18 protein-coding genes are annotated in these 18,161 nt (G+C 65.8%); 14 read left to right on the top strand and 4 right to left on the bottom strand.

The annotated features are described in order from the left end of the window. Window positions 1–21: 21 nt before the first annotated feature. From M2332_RS12045 to M2332_RS12035, 3 genes are read right to left on the bottom strand one after another with little or no spacing between them, the layout of a single operon-like run. Window positions 22–1,680 (bottom strand): hydantoinase B/oxoprolinase family protein, encoded by a 1,659-nt coding sequence (locus tag M2332_RS12045; RefSeq protein WP_264574221.1) that lies wholly within the window; start codon window positions 1,678–1,680, stop codon window positions 22–24. Then, window positions 1,677–3,797, bottom strand: a complete 2,121-nt coding sequence (locus M2332_RS12040; protein WP_264574220.1) for a hydantoinase/oxoprolinase family protein — start codon at window positions 3,795–3,797, stop codon at window positions 1,677–1,679. The genes M2332_RS12045 and M2332_RS12040 overlap by 4 nt, the downstream gene beginning before the upstream one ends. Next, a complete protein-coding gene (locus M2332_RS12035; RefSeq protein ID WP_264574219.1) occupies window positions 3,781–4,791 on the bottom strand; it encodes an isopenicillin N synthase family dioxygenase in 1,011 nt (336 codons plus the stop codon). Before M2332_RS12035 ends, M2332_RS12040 begins: the two co-directional genes overlap by 17 nt. Before the next feature lie 168 nt (window positions 4,792–4,959). Here M2332_RS12035 and M2332_RS12030 point away from each other — a divergent pair, with 168 nt between their 5' ends. Genes M2332_RS12030 through M2332_RS11975 form a run of 12 tightly spaced genes read left to right on the top strand, consistent with a single transcriptional unit; the run spans window position 4,960 to window position 14,456 of the window. Beyond that, a complete protein-coding gene (locus M2332_RS12030; RefSeq protein ID WP_264574218.1) occupies window positions 4,960–5,736 on the top strand; it encodes an SDR family NAD(P)-dependent oxidoreductase in 777 nt (258 codons plus the stop codon). Window positions 5,737–5,755: 19 nt separating this feature from the next. Beyond that, the gene (gene metC, locus M2332_RS12025) at window positions 5,756–6,952 is read left to right on the top strand and encodes a cystathionine beta-lyase (RefSeq protein ID WP_264574217.1); all 1,197 of its coding nucleotides are present in this window, start codon (window positions 5,756–5,758) and stop codon (window positions 6,950–6,952) included. Window positions 6,953–6,969: 17 nt separating this feature from the next. Beyond that, the gene (locus M2332_RS12020; RefSeq protein WP_264574216.1) at window positions 6,970–7,386 is read left to right on the top strand and encodes a DUF3830 family protein; all 417 of its coding nucleotides are present in this window, start codon (window positions 6,970–6,972) and stop codon (window positions 7,384–7,386) included. Between the two features lie 4 nt (window positions 7,387–7,390). Further along, a complete protein-coding gene (locus M2332_RS12015) occupies window positions 7,391–8,848 on the top strand; it encodes an aldehyde dehydrogenase family protein (protein ID WP_264574215.1) in 1,458 nt (485 codons plus the stop codon). A gap of 2 nt (window positions 8,849–8,850) precedes the next feature. Continuing rightward, entirely contained in the window at window positions 8,851–9,669 is an 819-nt protein-coding gene (locus M2332_RS12010; protein ID WP_264574214.1) for an urease accessory protein UreD, read from the top strand. A 1-nt stretch (window position 9,670) separates the two neighbouring features. Further along, window positions 9,671–9,973, top strand: a complete 303-nt coding sequence (locus tag M2332_RS12005; RefSeq protein WP_181560798.1) for an urease subunit gamma — start codon at window positions 9,671–9,673, stop codon at window positions 9,971–9,973. A gap of 31 nt (window positions 9,974–10,004) precedes the next feature. Then, window positions 10,005–10,313, top strand: a complete 309-nt coding sequence (locus tag M2332_RS12000; RefSeq protein WP_264574962.1) for an urease subunit beta — start codon at window positions 10,005–10,007, stop codon at window positions 10,311–10,313. Next, window positions 10,313–12,022: an urease subunit alpha gene (ureC, locus tag M2332_RS11995; RefSeq protein WP_264574213.1), complete on the top strand. Its 1,710-nt coding sequence runs from the start codon at window positions 10,313–10,315 to the stop codon at window positions 12,020–12,022. The genes M2332_RS12000 and ureC overlap by 1 nt, the downstream gene beginning before the upstream one ends. Window positions 12,023–12,039: 17 nt before the next feature. Beyond that, window positions 12,040–12,558, top strand: coding sequence for an urease accessory protein UreE (locus M2332_RS11990; protein WP_264574212.1), 519 nt, complete (start codon window positions 12,040–12,042; stop codon window positions 12,556–12,558). Then, a complete protein-coding gene (locus tag M2332_RS11985; RefSeq protein ID WP_264574211.1) occupies window positions 12,473–13,246 on the top strand; it encodes an urease accessory protein UreF in 774 nt (257 codons plus the stop codon). The genes M2332_RS11990 and M2332_RS11985 overlap by 86 nt, the downstream gene beginning before the upstream one ends. 5 nt (window positions 13,247–13,251) lie before the next feature. Beyond that, on the top strand, window positions 13,252–13,890 hold the full coding sequence (gene ureG, locus M2332_RS11980) for an urease accessory protein UreG (protein ID WP_264572313.1): 639 nt from the start codon (window positions 13,252–13,254) through the stop codon (window positions 13,888–13,890). Continuing rightward, window positions 13,887–14,456, top strand: coding sequence for a HupE/UreJ family protein (locus M2332_RS11975; RefSeq protein WP_264574210.1), 570 nt, complete (start codon window positions 13,887–13,889; stop codon window positions 14,454–14,456). The genes ureG and M2332_RS11975 overlap by 4 nt, the downstream gene beginning before the upstream one ends. Window positions 14,457–14,470: 14 nt before the next feature. On the opposite strand, the gene M2332_RS11970 is transcribed toward M2332_RS11975, so the two are convergent. Beyond that, the gene (locus M2332_RS11970; protein WP_181560801.1) at window positions 14,471–15,058 is read right to left on the bottom strand and encodes a TIGR00730 family Rossman fold protein; all 588 of its coding nucleotides are present in this window, start codon (window positions 15,056–15,058) and stop codon (window positions 14,471–14,473) included. 191 nt (window positions 15,059–15,249) lie between these two features. Between M2332_RS11970 and M2332_RS11965 the strand changes: the two genes are divergently transcribed. Together M2332_RS11965 and M2332_RS11960 are read left to right on the top strand one after the other, a co-directional pair. Further along, a complete protein-coding gene (locus M2332_RS11965) occupies window positions 15,250–16,578 on the top strand; it encodes an aromatic ring-hydroxylating dioxygenase subunit alpha (protein WP_264574209.1) in 1,329 nt (442 codons plus the stop codon). Continuing rightward, window positions 16,575–18,014, top strand: a complete 1,440-nt coding sequence (locus M2332_RS11960) for a glutamine synthetase family protein (RefSeq protein ID WP_264574208.1) — start codon at window positions 16,575–16,577, stop codon at window positions 18,012–18,014. Before M2332_RS11965 ends, M2332_RS11960 begins: the two co-directional genes overlap by 4 nt. The last annotated feature ends 147 nt before the right edge of the window (window positions 18,015–18,161 follow it).

The raw sequence follows: 18,161 nt of genomic DNA, 5'->3' as shown, positions 1-18,161 counted from the left end.
GCATGGCCGACCAGGCCGTTACTAGAGGGCCTGGCCGTAGATCGCCTTCGCGCTCTCGCGGGAAATCATGCCTTCATCCAAGTCGGCACGGACGCTGTCCGGCCTGCGCTGGGCTGGGTCGCCCAGGCCCGCGCCGCCGGGGATCTGCAGCACCAGCCGCTCGCCGGCGGGTATCACCTGCAGGCCCTTGGCGCGCATCATTTTGCCGCCGGAGGTCGACACCGTGCCCGCCGCGCCGTCATGCCCGCCATCGCGCCCCCTGGCCGGGCGGTCGACCCGTTCGAACATCGCGAGTACTTCGAAGCCGCTGCCATCACGCATCCCGACTTCCACGGTCTGCCCCAGGCCGCCGCGCAACGCGCCGGCCCCGCCGCTATCGGTACGCAATTCCTTGCGCCAGATGACGATGGGCGCACCGCTCTCGGTCACCTCGACCGGCATGGCGCGTACACCGCTGGGGAAGGCAGTGCCAGAGAGGCCATCCTGCCCGGGTCGCGCGCCAGAGCCGCCGGAATTGAAGAAGATCGCATCAAATGGATCGCCCTGTCGGCCATTGCCTTCCGCCGGCAGCCGACCGCGCAATTGCACGGACCACAAACAGGACGAGCCCTCGGCCGGCACCCGGTCGGGGATGGCCTGCGAGAGGCAACCGAACACCACATCCGGCAGCATCTGCCCGATGACATGCCGCGCCGCGACCGGCCAGGGGCGCTGGACATTGAGGATGGAGCCTTCCGGTGCGGTGACCTCAAACGGCTCCAGCGCGCCGAAATTGTTCGGCACTTCCGGCGAGATCACGCAGCGCAGGCCGAAAACGGTGTAAGCGCGGCAATAATTCAGCACGACGTTGATGCCGCGCGGCAGGCAGCCGTCCGTGCCCTCATAATCCATCGAGAGGGTGTCGCCATCGATGGTGAGCGTCCCGACGATGGTCACCGGCGCATCATAGCCATCGATCACCAGCGTGCTGGACCACTGGCCATCCGGCAGCTTGGCGATTTCCGCGCGCGTCGCCGCCAGCGAGCGCTCGATGATGTAGTCCGCGACCTGTGAAAGATCCGCCATGCCGAATTCCCCGAGCATGGCGCTCAGGCGACGGGCGGCTGCCTCGTTGCTGGTGATGTAGGAGAGCACGTCGCCCTTCACCTGCAGCGGCATCCGCACATTCTGGCAGAGAATGTCGATGAGATCCTGGTTGATACGCCCCGCGTCGGCCAGCTTCATCAACGGAATCTGCAAGCCTTCCTCGTAGATCGAGCGGCCATCCGGCCCCTGCCCAAGGCCGCCGATATCGACCTGATGGCAGCACACGCCGAACAGCCCGACGACCCGCCCCTCATGGAAAGCCGGGGAGACCACGGTGACGTCGTGGAGATGTCCCGCCGTCAGCCAGGGATCGTTGGTGATGAAATGGTCGCCCTGCTTCATCGTCGCGACCGGGAATTTGGCAAGGAAGTGCCGCACGCCTTCGGCCATGGAGTTCACATGCCCTGGCGTGCCCGTGACCGCTTCTGCCACCAGTCGTCCGTCCAGATCGAACAGCGCGGCGGAAAGATCGCCGGCGTCGCGCACCGTGGTCGAGAAGGCTGTGCGCATCAGCGTCTGGGCCTGCTCTTCGACAATCGAGATCAGCCGCGTCCAGATCACCTGCATCCGCAGTTCGGTCAGCGCATCGCTCATCGGGCGTCTCCTGTCTCGCGGCGCGTCAGCACCAGATAGCCGCGTTCATCCATCTGGCCATCGAAGCGGGGCGAGACCACGGTGGTCGTCTCACGCTCTGCGACCAGCGCCGGGCCGGAGAACCGCTCGCCGGGCTGCATCGTCTCGCGGGCGTAGAGCGCGAAATCCATCGCCTGACCGGTGGTGGGATCGACCACGCGCCGGCTGCCGACCGTCGTGGCGGTGCGGGTTGCGACCGCCGTGCCGGATGCTTCCGCGCGGAAGCCGCTCGCGCTCACATTGACGCGCCAGGTCAGCATTTCGATGGGAAGGTCGAGCACCATGCCGCCATATTGCGCGCGATATGCCTGCTCGAAGCTGGATTGCAGCACGACGATGTCGGCCTCGCCGAGCCGGCGGGCCGGAATCTCGAACGGGATTTCATAGCCCTGTCCCTGATAGCGGGCGAAGCAGACGCGGCGTTCGCTCTGGTCCGCTCCTGTCGCGCCGGCGCTGACCAGGCCGCGCGCTTCCGCCGCCATTTCATCCAGCAGAGCATTGAGGCGGGTCAGATCGGCCTGATCGAGCCGCATGGTGAGGCTGCGGGCAATCTCATAGGAAACCGGCGCGCGCAGGAAGCCCACAGCCGATCCCACGCCGGCGCCCGACGGGATGATCACGCGCCCGATGCCGAGCTTTTCGGCAAAGCTCACCGCATGGAGCGGCGCAGCGCCGCCGAAGGCGATCAGCGTGCGCTCGTCCAGCGTCATGCCCTGCTCGACGGCGTGGACACGCGCTGCGCTCGCCATTGTCTCATCGACAATCTCGCTGACGCCCACTGCCAGCGTCTCCGCCTTGCCATCCCACAGACCGAGCCCGGCCAGCGCGGCGTTCGATTTTTCGGGGTGCAGCGTTACCTTGCCGCCGGCAAAGCGGCTGGGGTCGATGCGGCCGAGCGTGATATCCGCGTCGGTCACGGTCGGGCGCTCGCCGCCACGTCCATAAGCGGCCGGGCCGGGCTCCGATCCCGCGCTATGCGGCCCTACCGTCAGGCGCCCGGCGCTATCCACCGCGGCAATCGATCCACCGCCGGCACCGATCTCGACCATTTCCACCACGGGGATGCGCAACGGCAAGCCGCTTCCCTTGCGGAAGCGGTGGGCGCGTCCGACCTCGAACACCTGCGATGTCTGCGGCGCACCATCGTTGATGAGGCAGATCTTGGCGGTCGTGCCGCCCACGTCGAGTGCCAGCACGCGGTCCTCACCGCATTCGCTGGCCACGGACGCGGCGAAGATTGCGCCGCCCGCCGGGCCGCTCTCCACCAGCCGCACGGGAAACCGCGCGGCGATATCCACGGTGGTCAGGCCGCCGGAAGACAGCATCAGGTAGAGCGGGCAGGCAAAGCCCATCTCCGTCAACCGCGTTTGCAGCCGGCGCAGATAGGCATCGACCAGCGGCTGCACATAGGCATTGGCCGTGGTGGTGGAGAAGCGCTCATATTCGCGCATCTCCGGCGAGACCTCGCTGGAGAGCGAGAGAGCCACACCCGGCATTTCCTCGCGCAGAATTTCCGCCGCGCGCAGCTCGTGCGCCGGGTTCACATAGCTGTGCAGGAACGCGACGGCGACGCTCTCCACACCCTCGGCGCGGAACTGGGTAGCGGCGGCGCGCACGGCCTCTTCATCGAGCGGCAGCAGCACGTTGCCAAGCGCATCCATCCGCTCCGCCACGCCGAGCCGCCACTTGCGCGGCACCAGCGGATCGGGCTTCTCCATGCCGATGTCATATTGGTCGAACCGGCTTTCAGTGCCGAGCGCCAGCACGTCGCGGAACCCGTCGGTAGTCAGCAGCGCAAGTTTGACGCCGCGTCGTTCGATCAGGGCGTTGGTCGCCAGCGTCGTGCCGTGAACGACCAGCGAGACATCCGCCGGCCCAATGCCGGCCTCGTCCAGCAGCAGGCTCACCCCGTCAAGAAGAGCGCGCTCGGGCGCGTCATAGGTGGTCAGCAGCTTGGTCGAATGGCGACGATCGCCAACCTCCAGAACGACATCGGTGAAGGTTCCGCCGATATCGGCACCGATCTTCGCGCCGATCCCCGCAGCGGCGGGGGAGGCAGCCTCAGTTATAGACGTCATGGGGGTTCTTGGAGAGCTGGCTGTAGAAACGGGCGAGGTGATCGGCAACGCGCACCGGCTGGTAGCTGGGGCCGTCTGCGCCAACGAGTTCCGGCAGCGGCGCTACCGTCACATTGCGGTCGGGATTGGCGAAATAGGGCACAGAAAAGCGCTCCACATCCGTGCGATTGCGCACGCGGTGATAGTTGGAGATGAAGCGGCCGTTCGACCACCACATCATCATGTCGCCCACATTGATCGTGAACGCGCCACGCAGCGGCGGCGCCTGAATCCATGCGCCGTCGCGCCGCTTGACCTCAAGGCCGCCGACCTCGCCCTGCGCCAGGATCGTGAACGGCCCTTCGTCGGTGTGCGAAATCATGTTGGACACGTCGCTGTCCGCCGCGTTCGGCAACACCGGATAATAGTTCATGCTCAACTGCGAGGGTGGATGCTTGAACCAGCCATCGAACCGATGCTCGTCCAGACCCAGACCGATCGCAAAGGCACGCAACAACTCGCGGCCAAGGGTCACCATGGCATCGAGATAGGCCTCACCCGCCGCCTGGAACTCCGGCATGTCAGCGGGCCAGCGATTGATTTGATCGAAGATGCGCGCATGCTCCATGTCGTCCGGATCGGCCGGCCACTCATGCTGCATCCGATATTGCTCGAACATGCGGGTGTTGCGAGAGAGCGGCTGTTGCGGGGGCATGGGAATGTAACCGCGATACCAGTCCGGTGTGGCGAATGCCTCAGCCCGCTCCGCCATGGGCTTGGCGAAGAAATCCGCAGCAGCTTTGAACACGGCGTCGATCACCGCCTGCGGGACCCCATGGCCAGTCAGATAGAAGAAGCCGATATTCTCGCAGGCAAAGGCGATTTCTTCGGCGACAGCCTTGCGAGCGGCCGGGTCGCCGGACAGGAAAGGCGCGAAATCCACGATGGGAATCTCGTCCAGCGACACGGCAGCTGCTGCTGCAATATCGTCCTCGCTTCTTTCGCTACGGCTCATATCTGAACACTCCAATGGCTGTCCGTGACTCGTTTAGGACAACGCGGATGGGGCTAGCGGTGCTTTTTAGGTACGGGCCTGTCGCCGAATGATCAACTTCCCGCGCAGCCGATTTGCGGTAGGCATGTAAAAGAAGTCCCCCTGCGGATGATGCCACGAATGACTAACATGAAGAATGCCCCCGATCTGACCGGAAAGACCGCGCTGGTGACCGGCGGCACGCGTGGCCTCGGCCTTGGCCTGGCACGGGCGCTGGGGCGGCAAGGTGCAAAGCTGGTTCTGGTCGGTCGCGATCCTGACACCGGAGCGAAGGCCGTCGCCGCGCTCGCCGCGGAAGGCATCGATGCACAGGCCGTTGCGGCAGATGTCTCCGACGGAGCCGGTTTGCGCGATGCCGTCGCACCACTTGGCGCCATAGATCTTCTGGTCTGCGTGGCCGGTGTGGGCGTGCCGCGCCGTCCCGTGTGGGAGGCGACACCGGAAGACTATCGCGCTTGCTTCGATATCAATGTGCTGGGCGTGATGAATGCCATGGCTGCCGTGATGCCCAGCATGGTGGAACGAGGCGAGGGCCGCGTGGTCACCATTGGCGGGACCTATGGCCATAAGGGCAACGCCGGCTTTGCCATATATTCGGCGTCCAAATGGGCTCTGCGCGGCCTCGTCAAATCCGCCGCGCTCGATGCCGCGCCTTATGGCGTGCGGGTCAACCTCATCTCTCCGGGCGGCGTGGAGGGCGAGCGCCTGTCGCGCATGTTCCGTGAATCCGCGCAGCGCAATGGCGAGCCGGAGGACGCGCCGCTCAAGCGCTTCCTCGCCACCACGGTGCTGGGCCGTCTCGTCACCGAGGAAGATGTCGCAGCGGCGCTCTTCCATCTTGTCGGGCCGGCAGGCAACATGATCACCGGGCAGGACATCGTCGTGGATGCCGGCACCGTCATCTAAAACAGGGGAACGCAAGAGCATGGCCGATCTCAAGGGCTTCCATCGCGATACGCAGGCGCTGCACGCCGGGCGCAATCCGGAAGCCAATTTTGGCGTCGTCAATCCGCCGGTCTACCACTGCTCCACGGTCCTGTTCGAGTCCGTGGATGCGCTGCTGGAAACGCGGCGGGACCGGGCTTCGGGCGCGTTCGAGGGCTTTACCTACGGACGCGAAGGCACCGCGACCACACGCGCGTTCGAGGATGCGATCACCCTGCTGGAAGGCGGCTATCGCGGCATCACGACGAGTTGCGGCCTCGGCGCGATCTGTGCTTCGCTCACGGCCTTCCTCTCTGCTGGAGATCATCTGCTGATCGTGGACAGCCTTTACGGCCCGGCACGCGATTTCTGCGAAAGCTTTCTGCGAAAGTTCGGGGTCGAGGTGACCTATTATCGCCCCGACGTCGGCCCCGCCATTGTCGATCTCTTCCAGCCAAACACTCGCGTCGTCTATATGGAGAGCCCCGGCTCGCTCACCTTCGAGATGACGGATGTGCCCGCCATTACCAGAGAATGCCGTGCGCGCGGCATCTGGACGATCTTCGACAACACGTGGGGATCGCCGATCAATTTCCGGCCGCTCGAACATGGCGTGGACGTGTCGATCAACGCCGCGACCAAATATATTTCCGGCCATTCCGATCTGATGCTCGGCATCGCCGTGACGACCGAAGCGGCCTTCATTCCGGTCAAGAAAACGGCCTCTGCCTCGGGCTATTGCGGCGGGCCGGACGATATCTACATGGCGATGCGCGGCCTGCGCACCCTGCCACTGCGGATGAAGCAGCATCACGCCTCCGGTCTTGCCATCGCGCAATGGCTGCAGGCTCGGCCGGAGGTTCACCGGGTGATGCATCCCGCGCTCCCGGATGATCCCGGTCATGCGATCTGGAAGCGCGACTATGACGGCGCTTCGGGCCTGTTCGGCTTCGTCCTGGAAGCATGCAGCGAGGCACAGTTCGCGGCTTTCATGGACCATATGGATCTCTTCAAGCTCGGCTATTCCTGGGGCGGCTATGAGAGCCTCGTGGTGCCGACCTATCCCAACACGCTGCGCTCGGCGACCGAGTGGTCCGCGCCTGGCCCGGCCGTGCGCATCCATGTCGGGCTAGAGGCGGTCGACGATCTCATCGCCGATCTCGAGAGCGGCTTCGCCCGGCTTCATGCCGCAGCCTGATTTTGATGGAACACCCCATGACCCTGATCGACATTACCGCCGGCCCGTTCAGCTTCGTCGCCAAGCTGGAAGAAGAGCTGGCGCCCGTGACCGCCGCGCGCTTCAAGGCAATGCTGCCTTATGACGAAAGGCTGATTCACGTCCGCTGGAGCGGTGAGGGCGTGTGGATTCCGCTTGGCGATGCCACATACGATCTGCCCTGGGAGAACCCCACGCGCTATCCGGCGCCGGGCCAGTTCATCTTCTACCCCGGCGGCTACAGCGAATGCGAGATCCTGCTCGCTTATGGTGGCGTGGCCTTTGCCAGCAAGCTGGGGCCGCTGGCGGGCATCCATTTCCTCACGATCATCGAAGGACTGGAGCATCTGCCCGAACTCGGCCGCACCGTCTTGTGGGAAGGCGCCCAATCCGTCAGCTTCCGGGTGAGGGGCTGATCGCATGGCGCCGCGCATCGAAAAGCTCCTGATCGACGGCCAGTGGACGGAAGCGAGCGGCGGCGAGACGTTCGAGACGATCAACCCCGCCGACGGCAGCCTGCTGGCTCATATCGCGCGCGCTACGGCGCAGGATGTCGACCGCGCTGTCGCCGCTGCGCGCGCGGCGTTCGAGCAGGGGCCATGGTCGCGCTTCTCTCCTGTCGACCGACAGGCGTTATTGATGCGCCTTGCGGACCTGCTTGAGCGCGACGCCGAGCATTTCGCGCGGCTCGATACACTGGAAATGGGCTCCCCCATCCGCCACACGCGCGGATCGGTGGCGATGCTCGTCGATCTGCTGCGCTATTTCGCCGGCATTGCCCGTTCAATCGAAGGTACGACCAACGCCCCTTCCGATCCCGGCTTGTTCGCCTGTACCGTCAAGGAGCCGGTCGGGGTTTGCGGCGCGATCATCCCCTGGAACGGCCCACTCTGGGCTTCCGTGCTCAAGCTTGGTCCAGTGCTCGCGAGTGGCTGCACGCTGGTTCTCAAGCCTGCCGAAGATGCCAGCCTCGCACCGCTGCGCCTTGCTGAGCTCGCGCTGGAAGCCGGCGTTCCGGATGGCGTGTTCAATGTGGTCACGGGCTTCGGCACGGAGGCCGGCGCCGCCCTCGCCACCCATCCGGGCGTCGACAAGATCGCCTTTACCGGCTCGGTCGAAACCGGCCAGCAGATCATTCGCGCCTCGGCTGGCAACCTCAAGCGCCTGTCGCTGGAGCTGGGGGGCAAGTCGCCCAACATCGTCTTTGCCGATGCCAATCTCGAAGCCGCAGCGCGGGCCGCAGTCGGTGCCGCCTTTGCCAATTCCGGCCAGGTGTGCAGCGCCGGCACAAGGCTGTTCGTCGAGCGCCCGGTGCATCGCGCGTTCGCCGCCGAGGTCGCGCGCATCGCAGCCGATCTCAAGATCGGCAATGGCCTCGATCCGCAGACCGATCTCGGCCCGCTCGTGTCGGCGCGGCAGCTAAGTCGGGTTTCTACGCATATGGAGGATGCGCTGGCCGAGGGCGCGCAGGCCCTGTCCGGCGGCGCGCGACTCTCCGGCGCGGATTATGATCAGGGCTTTTTCTTCCCACCCACGGTGCTGGTCGATGCGCATGACGAGATGCGCGCGGTGCGGGAGGAGATTTTCGGCCCCATCCTTGCCACGCTCCCCTTCGATAGCGAGGATGAGGTCATCGCCCGCGCCAATGCCACGCAATTCGGCCTTGGCGCGGGCGTGTGGACGAGCAGCGTCGGCCGTGCGCATCGCCTGTCGCGCGCGCTCAAGGCCGGCTCGGTGTGGGTGAACTGCTATAACCGCATTGATCCTGCCGTGCCCTCCGGGGGCGTCAAGGCCAGCGGTCAGGGCCGGGAATATGGTCGACAGCATGTCGAGGAGCATTTCCAGCTCAAGTCCGTCTGGATCGATACGGCGGTCTGACGGTGCTGCAGGCCGTCCCCTCCTACCTTCGTAGCCATGGGACGCTTTCGCTGCGCTTCGAGCAACGCGCCGGCAAGACGGTGTTGCGCCGCCGGCAGGAGGGCGGCTGCCTGCGTGTGCGCGTGCCGCGCGGCCCGGCAGTCGAGGCGGTGGTCATTAACACATCCGGCGGCCTGTGCGGCGGAGACAGCATCGACCAGCGCGTGGCGTGGGCCGAGGATACCGCATCGCTGCTGACCACGCAGGCCGCCGAGAAGGTCTATGGCAGCACCGGCCCCGCCTGCACCGTTGCCACGCGCCTTCATGTCGGTCCCCGCGCCAGCGCAGAGTGGCTGCCGCAGGAAACCATCCTGTTCGATGGCGCCCGGCTGGAGCGCATGACCGACATCGCATTGGAGGCCGACGCTGCTTTGCTCTGGTGCGAATCCGTCGTGTTCGGCCGCCTCGCACGCGGCGAGCAGTTTTCAACCGGCCAGCTGTTCGATCGCGTTCGGGTCCGTCGCGGGGGCGCGTTGATCTATGCCGATGTGCTGGCCCTCGGCGAGGCGCCGGCTGCCCAGCTCGGTCGCCCGGCGCTGGGCGACGGCGCCCGTGCCAGCGCGGTGCTTCTGGCCATTGGCGGCGATGCGGTCACCCGCCTCGATGCGGTGCGCGCCATGCTTGAGGATCATCTCGATGTGCTGGCCGGCGCGAGCCTGTGGAACGGCATCCTCGCCGTCCGACTGCTCGCTCGGGATCCGCCGGCGCTGCGTCGCTGTCTGGCGGCATCGCTCAAATTGCTGCGGGGCCGGCCCGATCTGCCCGGTCTGTGGAGGTGCTGAGATGCAATTGACACCTAGAGAGAAGGACAAGCTGCTGCTCTCCGTCGCTGCCATGGTGGCGCGGCGGCGGCTGGAGCGCGGGGTGAAGCTCAATTATCCCGAGGCCATCGCCCTGATCAGCGACTTCGTGCTGGAGGGCGCGCGCGACGGGCGCAGCGTCGCCGATCTCATGGAAGCCGGCGCGCATGTGCTCACCCGCGAGCAGGTCATGCCGGGCATCGCCGAGATGATCCCCGATGTGCAGATCGAGGCGACCTTTCCCGATGGCACGAAACTGGTGACAGTCCATGACCCGATCCGCTGACGCCCCGGCCCACCCCCGCGCGCCGGCCGAGATGATTCCCGGCGAACTTCTCCCCGCCGATGGCGAATTGGAGCTGAATGCCGGTCGTCCCGTGCTGCGCCTGACCGTCGCCAACACCGGCGACCGGCCGGTGCAGGTCGGCAGCCATTATCATTTTGCCGAGACCAATCCGGCGCTCGATTTCGACCGTGCTGCCGCGCGCGGGCACCGGCTGGATATTCCCTCTGGCACGGCGGTGCGCTTCGAGCCCGGGCAGAGCCGCGAGATCGATTTGGTGCCGGTGGCCGGCGCGCGCACGGTCATCGGCTTTCGGCAGGACGTGATGGGAGCACTGGACTGATGGCATATCGCATGACCCGCGCGGCCTATGCCGACATGTATGGCCCCACCACCGGCGACCGCCTGCGCCTCGCCGATACCGATCTCATCATCCGCATCGAGCGTGACCTCACCGACTATGGCGAGGAAGTGAAGTTCGGCGGCGGCAAGGTTATCCGCGATGGCATGGGCCAGAGCCAGGTCACCCGCGCTTCCGGGGCGGCCGATACCGTCATCACCAATGCCGTGGTGCTGGACTGGACCGGCATCTACAAGGCGGACATTGCGCTGCGCGATGGGCGCATCGCCGCCATAGGCAAGGCCGGCAATCCGGACATCCAGCCGGGCGTCGATATCGTCATCGGCCCTGGCACGGAGATCATTGCAGGTGAGGGCAAGATCCTCACCGCTGGCGGCGTCGATGCCCATATTCACTTCATCTGCCCGCAGCAGGTGGAGGAGGCTATCGCCAGCGGCGTCACCACCATGATCGGCGGCGGCACCGGCCCGGCGACCGGCACCAACGCCACCACCTGCACCCCCGGTCCCTGGCATATCGAGCGGATGCTGATGGCCGCCGAGGGCTTGCCGGTGAACCTCGGCTTTGCCGGCAAGGGCAATGCCAGCCAGCCCGATGGCCTCATTGAGCAGATCCGCGCCGGTGCCTGCGCGCTCAAGCTGCATGAGGATTGGGGCACCACGCCTGCGGCGATCGACTGCTGCCTGAGCGTCGCGGATGCGATGGACATTCAGGTCATGATCCACACCGACACGCTTAACGAGAGCGGATTCGTAGAGGATACGATCGCCGCCTTCGCAGGGCGCACGATCCACGCCTTCCACACCGAGGGTGCAGGCGGCGGCCACGCCCCGGACATCATCCGCCTCGCCGGGCTGGCGCATGTGATCCCGTCGTCAACGAACCCGACCATGCCCTTCACCGTCAACACCATCGACGAGCATCTCGACATGCTGATGGTGTGCCATCATCTCGATCCGTCGATCCCGGAGGATCTCGCCTTTGCCGAGAGCCGGATTCGCAAGGAGACGATTGCGGCCGAGGACATCCTGCACGACCTCGGCGCGCTTTCGATCATCTCGTCGGACAGTCAGGCAATGGGCCGCGTGGGCGAGGTCATTACCCGCACCTGGCAGACCGCGCACAAGATGAAACGCCAGCGCGGTCCGCTTACCGGCGACGATGCGCAGGCGGACAACGCACGGGCGAAGCGCTATGTCGCCAAATACACCATCAACCCCGCGCTGGCGCAGGGCCTCGCGCATGAGGTCGGCTCGGTCGAGGTCGGCAAGCTGGCCGATTTGGTGCTGTGGCATCCGGCGTTCTTTGGTGCCAAGCCGGAGCTGGTCATCAAGGGCGGCATGATCGTCCATGCGATGATGGGCGATGCCAATGCGTCGATCCCGACGCCGCAGCCGGTTCATGCCCGGCCGATGTTCGGCAGCTACGGCCGCGCCATGGCCGCAAGCTGCATCACCTTCGTGAGCGCCGCCTCACTGGACACCGATCCTGCGGCACGCCTCGGTCTCTCGCGGACGCTCAGCGCGGTGCGCGCCACCCGCAGCATCGGCAAGCGCGATATGAAACTCAACGATGCCCTGCCGCATATCGAGGTCAATCCCGAGACCTATGAGGTACGGGCGGATGGCGAATTGCTGGCCTGCGAGCCTGCGTACGAGTTGCCCCTCGCCCAACGCTACTTCCTCTATTGAAAGGGTCGGGACGCAATATGCTCCGTATCACCGCCATCCAGCCGGGCCACAGCCATGACGCCACCGACACGGTGCTGCTCGATCATGACCAGCGTCGTCGCCGCCGCATCGTCTATCGTACGCGGGCCGGCCGCGCGATCCTGCTCGATCAGCCCAATGTCGTCCATCTGCGCCATGGCGATGGGCTGCTGCTGGACGATGGCACGCTTGTCGCCGTCAAGGCACTGCCCGAGCGACTCACCGCCATCACCGCCCCGGACCTCCCCGCGCTGGTGCGCATTGCCTGGCATCTGGGCAACCGCCATCTGCCGACCCAGCTCGATGGCGAACGGCTGCTGATCCGCGAGGATCATGTCATCGCCCATATGGTCGAGGGGCTGGGTGGCACGTGCCAGGCGGTCGAAGCCGCGTTCGATCCCGAAGGTGGCGCCTATGAGGGTGCGCCCGGCCATGCTCACGCCCACGATCACGGTCGCGATCATCACAGTCACGGGGATCACCACCACGACCATCACCATCATCACAGCCATGGATGACGGCGCCCTCTTCGATTTGCTGAGCTGGATGTCGCCCGCCTGGCCCATCGGCGCCTTCGCACATTCCGGCGGCATCGAGTGGGCTGTGGAGGCCGGGCATGTCACCAGCCGCGACGAGACGGTGGCGTGGATCGGCGACTTGCTGGAGCATGGCCCGCTGTTCAACGAGGCGGTGTTTTTCCTCCACGCCCTTCGCGCCGCGCTGGCGGGTGATGTCGCACGGCTGACCGAAGTGGCCGAACTGGCGGTTGCCGCCCAGAGCGGCTTCGAGCGCCATCTGGAAACCACGGCGCAAGGTGCGGCCTTTCGCCGCATCGCGCTTCAGTCGACGCAGCCTTCCGCCTTTGCAGCGCTGATCGCCCATGTGCCGGATGGCGCGCTCGCCTATCCTGTAGCGGCGGGCTGCCTCTTCGGCTGCCAGGGCATATCGGAGCGGCATGGTCTTGTGGCCTATCTCCATGGCTGCGTCGCCAATCTCGTTTCCGCCGCCCAGCGGCTCGTGCCGCTCGGTCAGACCGATGGCCAGCAGGCCCTGCTTGCCCTGCGCGAGCCGATCCGTGCGCTGGCAGCGGAGGTGATGGCGCTGCCCGACAGCGATCCCTTCCTCGCCCTGCGCGGCTGCACGCTCGTCGCCGAGATCGGCTGCATGGCGCATGAAACCCAATATACGAGGCTGTTCAGGACATGACGACAATGGAACAGGATGGCGCCATGCAGGCGCAGACCACCGGCGCCCTGCGCGTCGGCATTGGCGGGCCGGTTGGCTCGGGCAAGACGGCGCTGATGGACGCGCTCTGCAAATCGCTGCGCGAGCGCTATCGGATCGCCGCCATCACCAACGACATCTACACGCGCGAGGATGCCGAGTTCCTCACCCGCGCCGGCTCGCTGGAGCCTGAACGCATTCTTGGCGTCGAGACCGGGGGCTGCCCGCATACCGCGATCCGCGAGGATGCGTCGATGAACCTGGCGGCGGTGGACACGCTGGAAAAGCGCTTCCCGGGCCTGCAACTGGTGCTGATCGAGAGCGGCGGTGACAATCTTGCCGCCACCTTCAGTCCCGAGCTGGCGGACCTGACGATCTACGTCATCGACGTGTCGGCGGGCGACAAGATCCCGCGCAAGGGCGGACCGGGCATCACCCGCTCGGACCTGCTCGTCATCAACAAGATCGATCTCGCGCCCCATGTCGGTGCCAGCCTTGAGGTGATGGACCGGGATGCGCGCAAGATGCGCGGACAGCGCCCGTTCGTCTTCGCTAATGTGCGGGCGGGCCAGGGCGTCGCGGAGATCGAGGCATTTATCATCGAACATGGAGGGCTGAACGGATGATCAGACATTGCAAAACGGCGCTCGTCGCCATGATCGCGCTGATGCTGCCGGCGGCGGCACAGGCACATCCCGGCCATGAGGTCGCCAGTCCGCTGGTCTCGGGCCTGCTGCATCCGCTCACCGGCGCCGACCACCTCGTCGCGATGGTCATGGTCGGACTGTGGGGCGGCATGTTGGCGGGCCGTGCGAAATGGGCCGCACCGGCCGCCTTCGTGGGCGCGATGGTGATCGGCTTTGGCTATGCGCTGCTCGGCCAACCAGCCGGCCTTGCCGAAGGCGGCATTCTGCTCTCCATCCTCCTGCTTGGTCTGGCGCTGGCCCTTCGGCTGAAGGCCTCATGGGCTGTCGCGGCGGCAGTGACGGGTGCTTTCGGCTTTGTGCACGGCATGGCGCATGGTCTTGAGGCTCCGGCTGGGGACGTCGCCACGTTCACGTTCGGCTTTATCGCGGCGACAGCGGCGCTGCACGCGCTGGGCGTCGTGATCGGAAGCCGCGTTCCCGCACAGGCCTTGCGGGCGATGGGTGCGATGGGCGCCGGTTTCGCGGTGTTTCTGCTCGCGGCCTGATCGCGCTCAGGCGATCAGAGCCACTTCGGCACGTCGGGCTTTTCGAAGGCGATGAGGGCGTCAATCAGCGCGTCTGGATCGCCTTCGACGACGATGCCGTTGCGATGCTCAGGCGGGAGGAATTTCTGCCCGATCATCGTGTCGATAAAGGTCATGAACGGCTCGTGGAAGCCGCCGACATTGTAGAGGCCGACCGGCTTGTCGATCTCGCCAAGCTGGTTGAGCGTCCAGGCCTCCATGAACTCCTCCAGCGTCCCGATGCCGCCGGGCAGGGCGATGCAGGCATCCGCGACGCTGAGCATCCGCTCCTTGCGCACCCGCATCGTCTCGACGATCTCGTGCAGGGAGAGCTTGGGGTGAAGGTGCCCCCGATCGAACAGCCGCTGGTTGATCACGCCGTGAACATGGCCGCCGCCCGCCAGCGCGGCATCGGCCAGGATGCCCATCAGCCCCTTGTGCGTGCCGCCATAGACGATGCCGATGCCGCGCCGGGCCAGCGCTGCGCCCAGATCGGCCGCCGCGCGTTCATAGGTGTCGCCAAGGCCCGGATTGGATCCGCAGAAGACGGCAACGGTACGGATGTCGCGCTTTGGCTGGCTCATTGATGTGCTCGCATGTTCGAATGGTCGATGCGCGAGCCTATGTTTCGAAATCCGTCACGGCAAGCGCTGATGGGTTCTGATTCCAGCAACGCAGCGGGCGCCAGTCGGCAACACGCGCGCGCGAGCGGTTGAGGCAAAACGGACGTGATCAGGGCACCAGCACCGCACAGACGACCCACGGGAAGCCAAGCATGACACCAGCACAAAATGATCTCATCACCCTGAGCGCCAAGGGTACGCCGCTCGGCGCACTCCTGCGCCGCTACTGGCAGCCCATCGCATTGCTGGAGGAGCTGGAAGGGCCGCGGCCCGCCAAGGCCGTAAAGGTGCTGGGGCAGGACATGGTGCTGTTCCGCGACGAGCAGGGCCGCCTCGGCCTGCTCGATCGCGATTGCCCGCATCGCGGCGCCGATCTCGCCTTCGGGCGGCTGGAAGATGGCGGCCTGCGCTGCCTGTTCCATGGCTGGCTGTTCGATGTCGATGGCAATTGCATCCAGACCCCCGGCGAGCCGGCCGGCTCCAGCCTGTGCAGCCGCGTCAAGCAGCGCAGCTACCCGGTGGTCGAGCGTGCCGGTATGATCTTCGGCTTTCTGGGCGAGGGCGATGCGCCGGCCTTCCCCGGCCTGGATTGCTTCGCCGCGCCGGACAGCCATGTCTTTGCCTTCAAAGGCTATCTGGATTGCAACTGGCTGCAGGCGCTGGAGGTCGGTGTCGACCCGGCTCATGCCAGCTTCCTCCACCGTTTCTTCGAGGACGAGGAGGCGGACGCTTATGGCAAGCAGTTCCGCGGCCGCTCGGCAGACAGCGACCTCACCATGATCCAGGTGCTGCGCGAGTTCGAAAACCCGGACATCACGATTACCAAGACGGATATCGGCTTCCGCCTCACCGCCTTGCGCTCGCTGCCCGAGGGCAAGACGCATGTGCGCATCACCAACCTGTTCTTTCCGCAGGCCTTCGTCATCCCGCTTTCGGAGACGATGACGATCACGCAATGGCATGTGCCGATCGATGATCACAGTTGCTACTGGTACGCCGCCTTCACCAGCTTCACCGATGCGGTGGACAAGGAAGAGATGCGCCGGCAGCGGCTCACGCTTTATGAGCTGCCGGACTACAAGCCCCGCCTCAATCGCCAGAACGACTATGGCTATGACGTGGTGGAGCAGCGCAGCCGCACCTATACGGGCATGGGCGAGGACATCAACGTGCACGACCAGTGGGCGGTGGAGTCCATGGGCCGCATCCAGGATCGCACCCGCGAGCATCTCGGCACCACGGACAAGGGCATCGTCGCCTATCGCACCATGCTCATCCGCGAGATCGGCAAGCTGCAGAAGGGCGAGCGCCCACTGCTCGATCTGACAGCGGAGGAAGCGCAGCAGGTGCGTGATCCGGGCACTGTCGATGGCGTCGCGCCCGCCGGTGCGGACCTTGAGGCCTATTGGCGCGAGGTGGACCGCCGCCGTCGCGATGCCGCACCCTGGGCCTCCCAGCCGGCTCCTGTTTCCGCAGAATGAGCGACTTCATCGCCACCCATGGCCTGTGGAGCAACGAAGCCCGTCGCCAGGCCGCCGATGTCCTCAAGCGCATCGAGGCCGACGGGATCAATACCGTCCGCCTCGTCTTTGCAGACATGCACGGGATCACGCGCGGCAAGACGTTGCTGGCCGGCTCCCTCGCGGGCGCCTTCGAGGATGGCTGCGCGATCACCTCGACGCTGCTGCTCAAGGATACATCGCACCGCACAGTGGTGCCGGTTTTCGCGGCCGGCGCCGGGATTGGCGATGCCGATCTGCAGGGCGGCGGCGATGTCATCATGGTGCCCGATCCGGCCACCTTCCGCGTTCTGCCCTGGGCACCCGGCACCGGCTGGATGCTGTGCGATCTCTATCATCATGATGGTCGCCCGGTCGTCGCCTCCACCCGCCGGCTCGCCCGCGCGGCGGTGGACCGGCTGGCGGCGCGCGGCTTTGAGTATGTGAGCGGGCTCGAAGTGGAGTTCTACCTCACCCGGCTGGAAGACGCGGCGCTTGGCCTGGGTGATGCCGGCCAGCCCGGCCGCCCCCCGCAGGTCTCGTTGCTCCACCAGGGCTATGCGTATCTCACCGAGCAGCGTTACGATCAGGTCGAGCCAATCGTCGAGATCCTGCGCGAAAACTGCCTCGCGCTCGGCCTGCCGCTGCATTCACTGGAAGTGGAGTTCGGCCCCAGCCAATGCGAGTTCGTCTTCAAGGCGGGCACCGGCATTGGCCCGGCGGACGACATGATTCTGTTCCGCAGCGCCGCCAAGCAGATCGCCCGGCGCCATGGCTATCATGTCAGCTTCATGTGTCGTCCCCAATTGCCCGAGGCGATGGCGAGCGGCTGGCATCTCCACCAGTCCTTGCGCAATATCCGCACCGGCGAGAACGCCTTCGCGCCCTCCGACGGGTCGGATGGCCTTTCCGGCGTTGGCCAGCAATTCCTCGCCGGGCTGCTCGCCGGCGCAGCCGGGGCCGCGCCCTTCTCCACCCCCACCATCAATGGCTACAAGCGCTACCGGCCCAACAGCCTTGCCCCCGATCGCGTGGCCTGGGCGGAGGACAATCGCGGCGCCATGCTGCGCGTCCTCGCCAGAGGCGCCGCAAAACTGCGCCGCATCGAGAACCGCGTGGGCGAGCCGGCCGCCAATCCCTATCTCTACCTCGCCTCTCAAATGGTCACCGGCCTTGCCGGAATCGAGGGCGGCATGGACCTGCCCCCCCCGGTGGACTCACCCTATGCTGCGCAGGTCGAAAAACTCCCCCAGACGCTCGATGCCGCGCTCGACCGGCTGGACACAGACCCCCTCCTGCGCGCCGCCGTCGGCAATGATTTCGTCGACCACTTCCTCCTCATCAAACGCGCCGAAGTCGCCCGCTACAACCAGACCGTGACGGACTGGGAACATCGCGAGTATTTCGATTTGTTTTGAGGGGAAGCGGATCACGGGACGGCATCCCTGCCGTCTATGCGTGAAACAGGTCGCCTGAAAAGCGTTCCTCGCAATGCACGTCCGGGTTTGCGAAACAAACCAAAAGGCGGAAACAGCTGAGTTCCCGCAGGAATGGTCTTTGCCGAT

The sequence above is a fragment of the Sphingobium sp. B11D3A genome, assembly GCF_025961695.1.
In the GTDB taxonomy this organism is placed as follows: Bacteria; Pseudomonadota; Alphaproteobacteria; order Sphingomonadales; family Sphingomonadaceae; genus Sphingobium.
The sequence above is the reverse complement of the archived record's forward strand: the minus strand, read 5'-3'. Positions and strand labels throughout refer to the sequence as shown.

Bases quoted from the DNA above. Each gene is read 5' to 3' on its own strand.
- M2332_RS12040 (WP_264574220.1), bottom strand. From the start codon at position 3,797: ATGACGTCTATAACTGAGGCTGCCTCCCCCGCCGCTGCGGGGATCGGC.
- M2332_RS11970 (WP_181560801.1), bottom strand. From the start codon at position 15,058: ATGAGCCAGCCAAAGCGCGACATCCGTACCGTTGCCGTCTTCTGCGGA.
- M2332_RS11985 (WP_264574211.1), top strand. From the start codon at position 12,473: ATGCTCACGCCCACGATCACGGTCGCGATCATCACAGTCACGGGGATC.
- M2332_RS12045 (WP_264574221.1), bottom strand. From the start codon at position 1,680: ATGAGCGATGCGCTGACCGAACTGCGGATGCAGGTGATCTGGACGCGG.
- M2332_RS11990 (WP_264574212.1), top strand. From the start codon at position 12,040: ATGCTCCGTATCACCGCCATCCAGCCGGGCCACAGCCATGACGCCACC.
- M2332_RS12000 (WP_264574962.1), top strand. From the start codon at position 10,005: ATGATTCCCGGCGAACTTCTCCCCGCCGATGGCGAATTGGAGCTGAAT.
- M2332_RS12005 (WP_181560798.1), top strand. From the start codon at position 9,671: ATGCAATTGACACCTAGAGAGAAGGACAAGCTGCTGCTCTCCGTCGCT.
- ureC (WP_264574213.1), top strand. From the start codon at position 10,313: ATGGCATATCGCATGACCCGCGCGGCCTATGCCGACATGTATGGCCCC.
- M2332_RS11960 (WP_264574208.1), top strand. From the start codon at position 16,575: ATGAGCGACTTCATCGCCACCCATGGCCTGTGGAGCAACGAAGCCCGT.
- M2332_RS12035 (WP_264574219.1), bottom strand. From the start codon at position 4,791: ATGAGCCGTAGCGAAAGAAGCGAGGACGATATTGCAGCAGCAGCTGCC.
- ureG (WP_264572313.1), top strand. From the start codon at position 13,252: ATGGAACAGGATGGCGCCATGCAGGCGCAGACCACCGGCGCCCTGCGC.
- metC (WP_264574217.1), top strand. From the start codon at position 5,756: ATGGCCGATCTCAAGGGCTTCCATCGCGATACGCAGGCGCTGCACGCC.
- M2332_RS12030 (WP_264574218.1), top strand. From the start codon at position 4,960: ATGAAGAATGCCCCCGATCTGACCGGAAAGACCGCGCTGGTGACCGGC.
- M2332_RS11965 (WP_264574209.1), top strand. From the start codon at position 15,250: ATGACACCAGCACAAAATGATCTCATCACCCTGAGCGCCAAGGGTACG.
- M2332_RS12015 (WP_264574215.1), top strand. From the start codon at position 7,391: ATGGCGCCGCGCATCGAAAAGCTCCTGATCGACGGCCAGTGGACGGAA.
- M2332_RS12020 (WP_264574216.1), top strand. From the start codon at position 6,970: ATGACCCTGATCGACATTACCGCCGGCCCGTTCAGCTTCGTCGCCAAG.
- M2332_RS11975 (WP_264574210.1), top strand. From the start codon at position 13,887: ATGATCAGACATTGCAAAACGGCGCTCGTCGCCATGATCGCGCTGATG.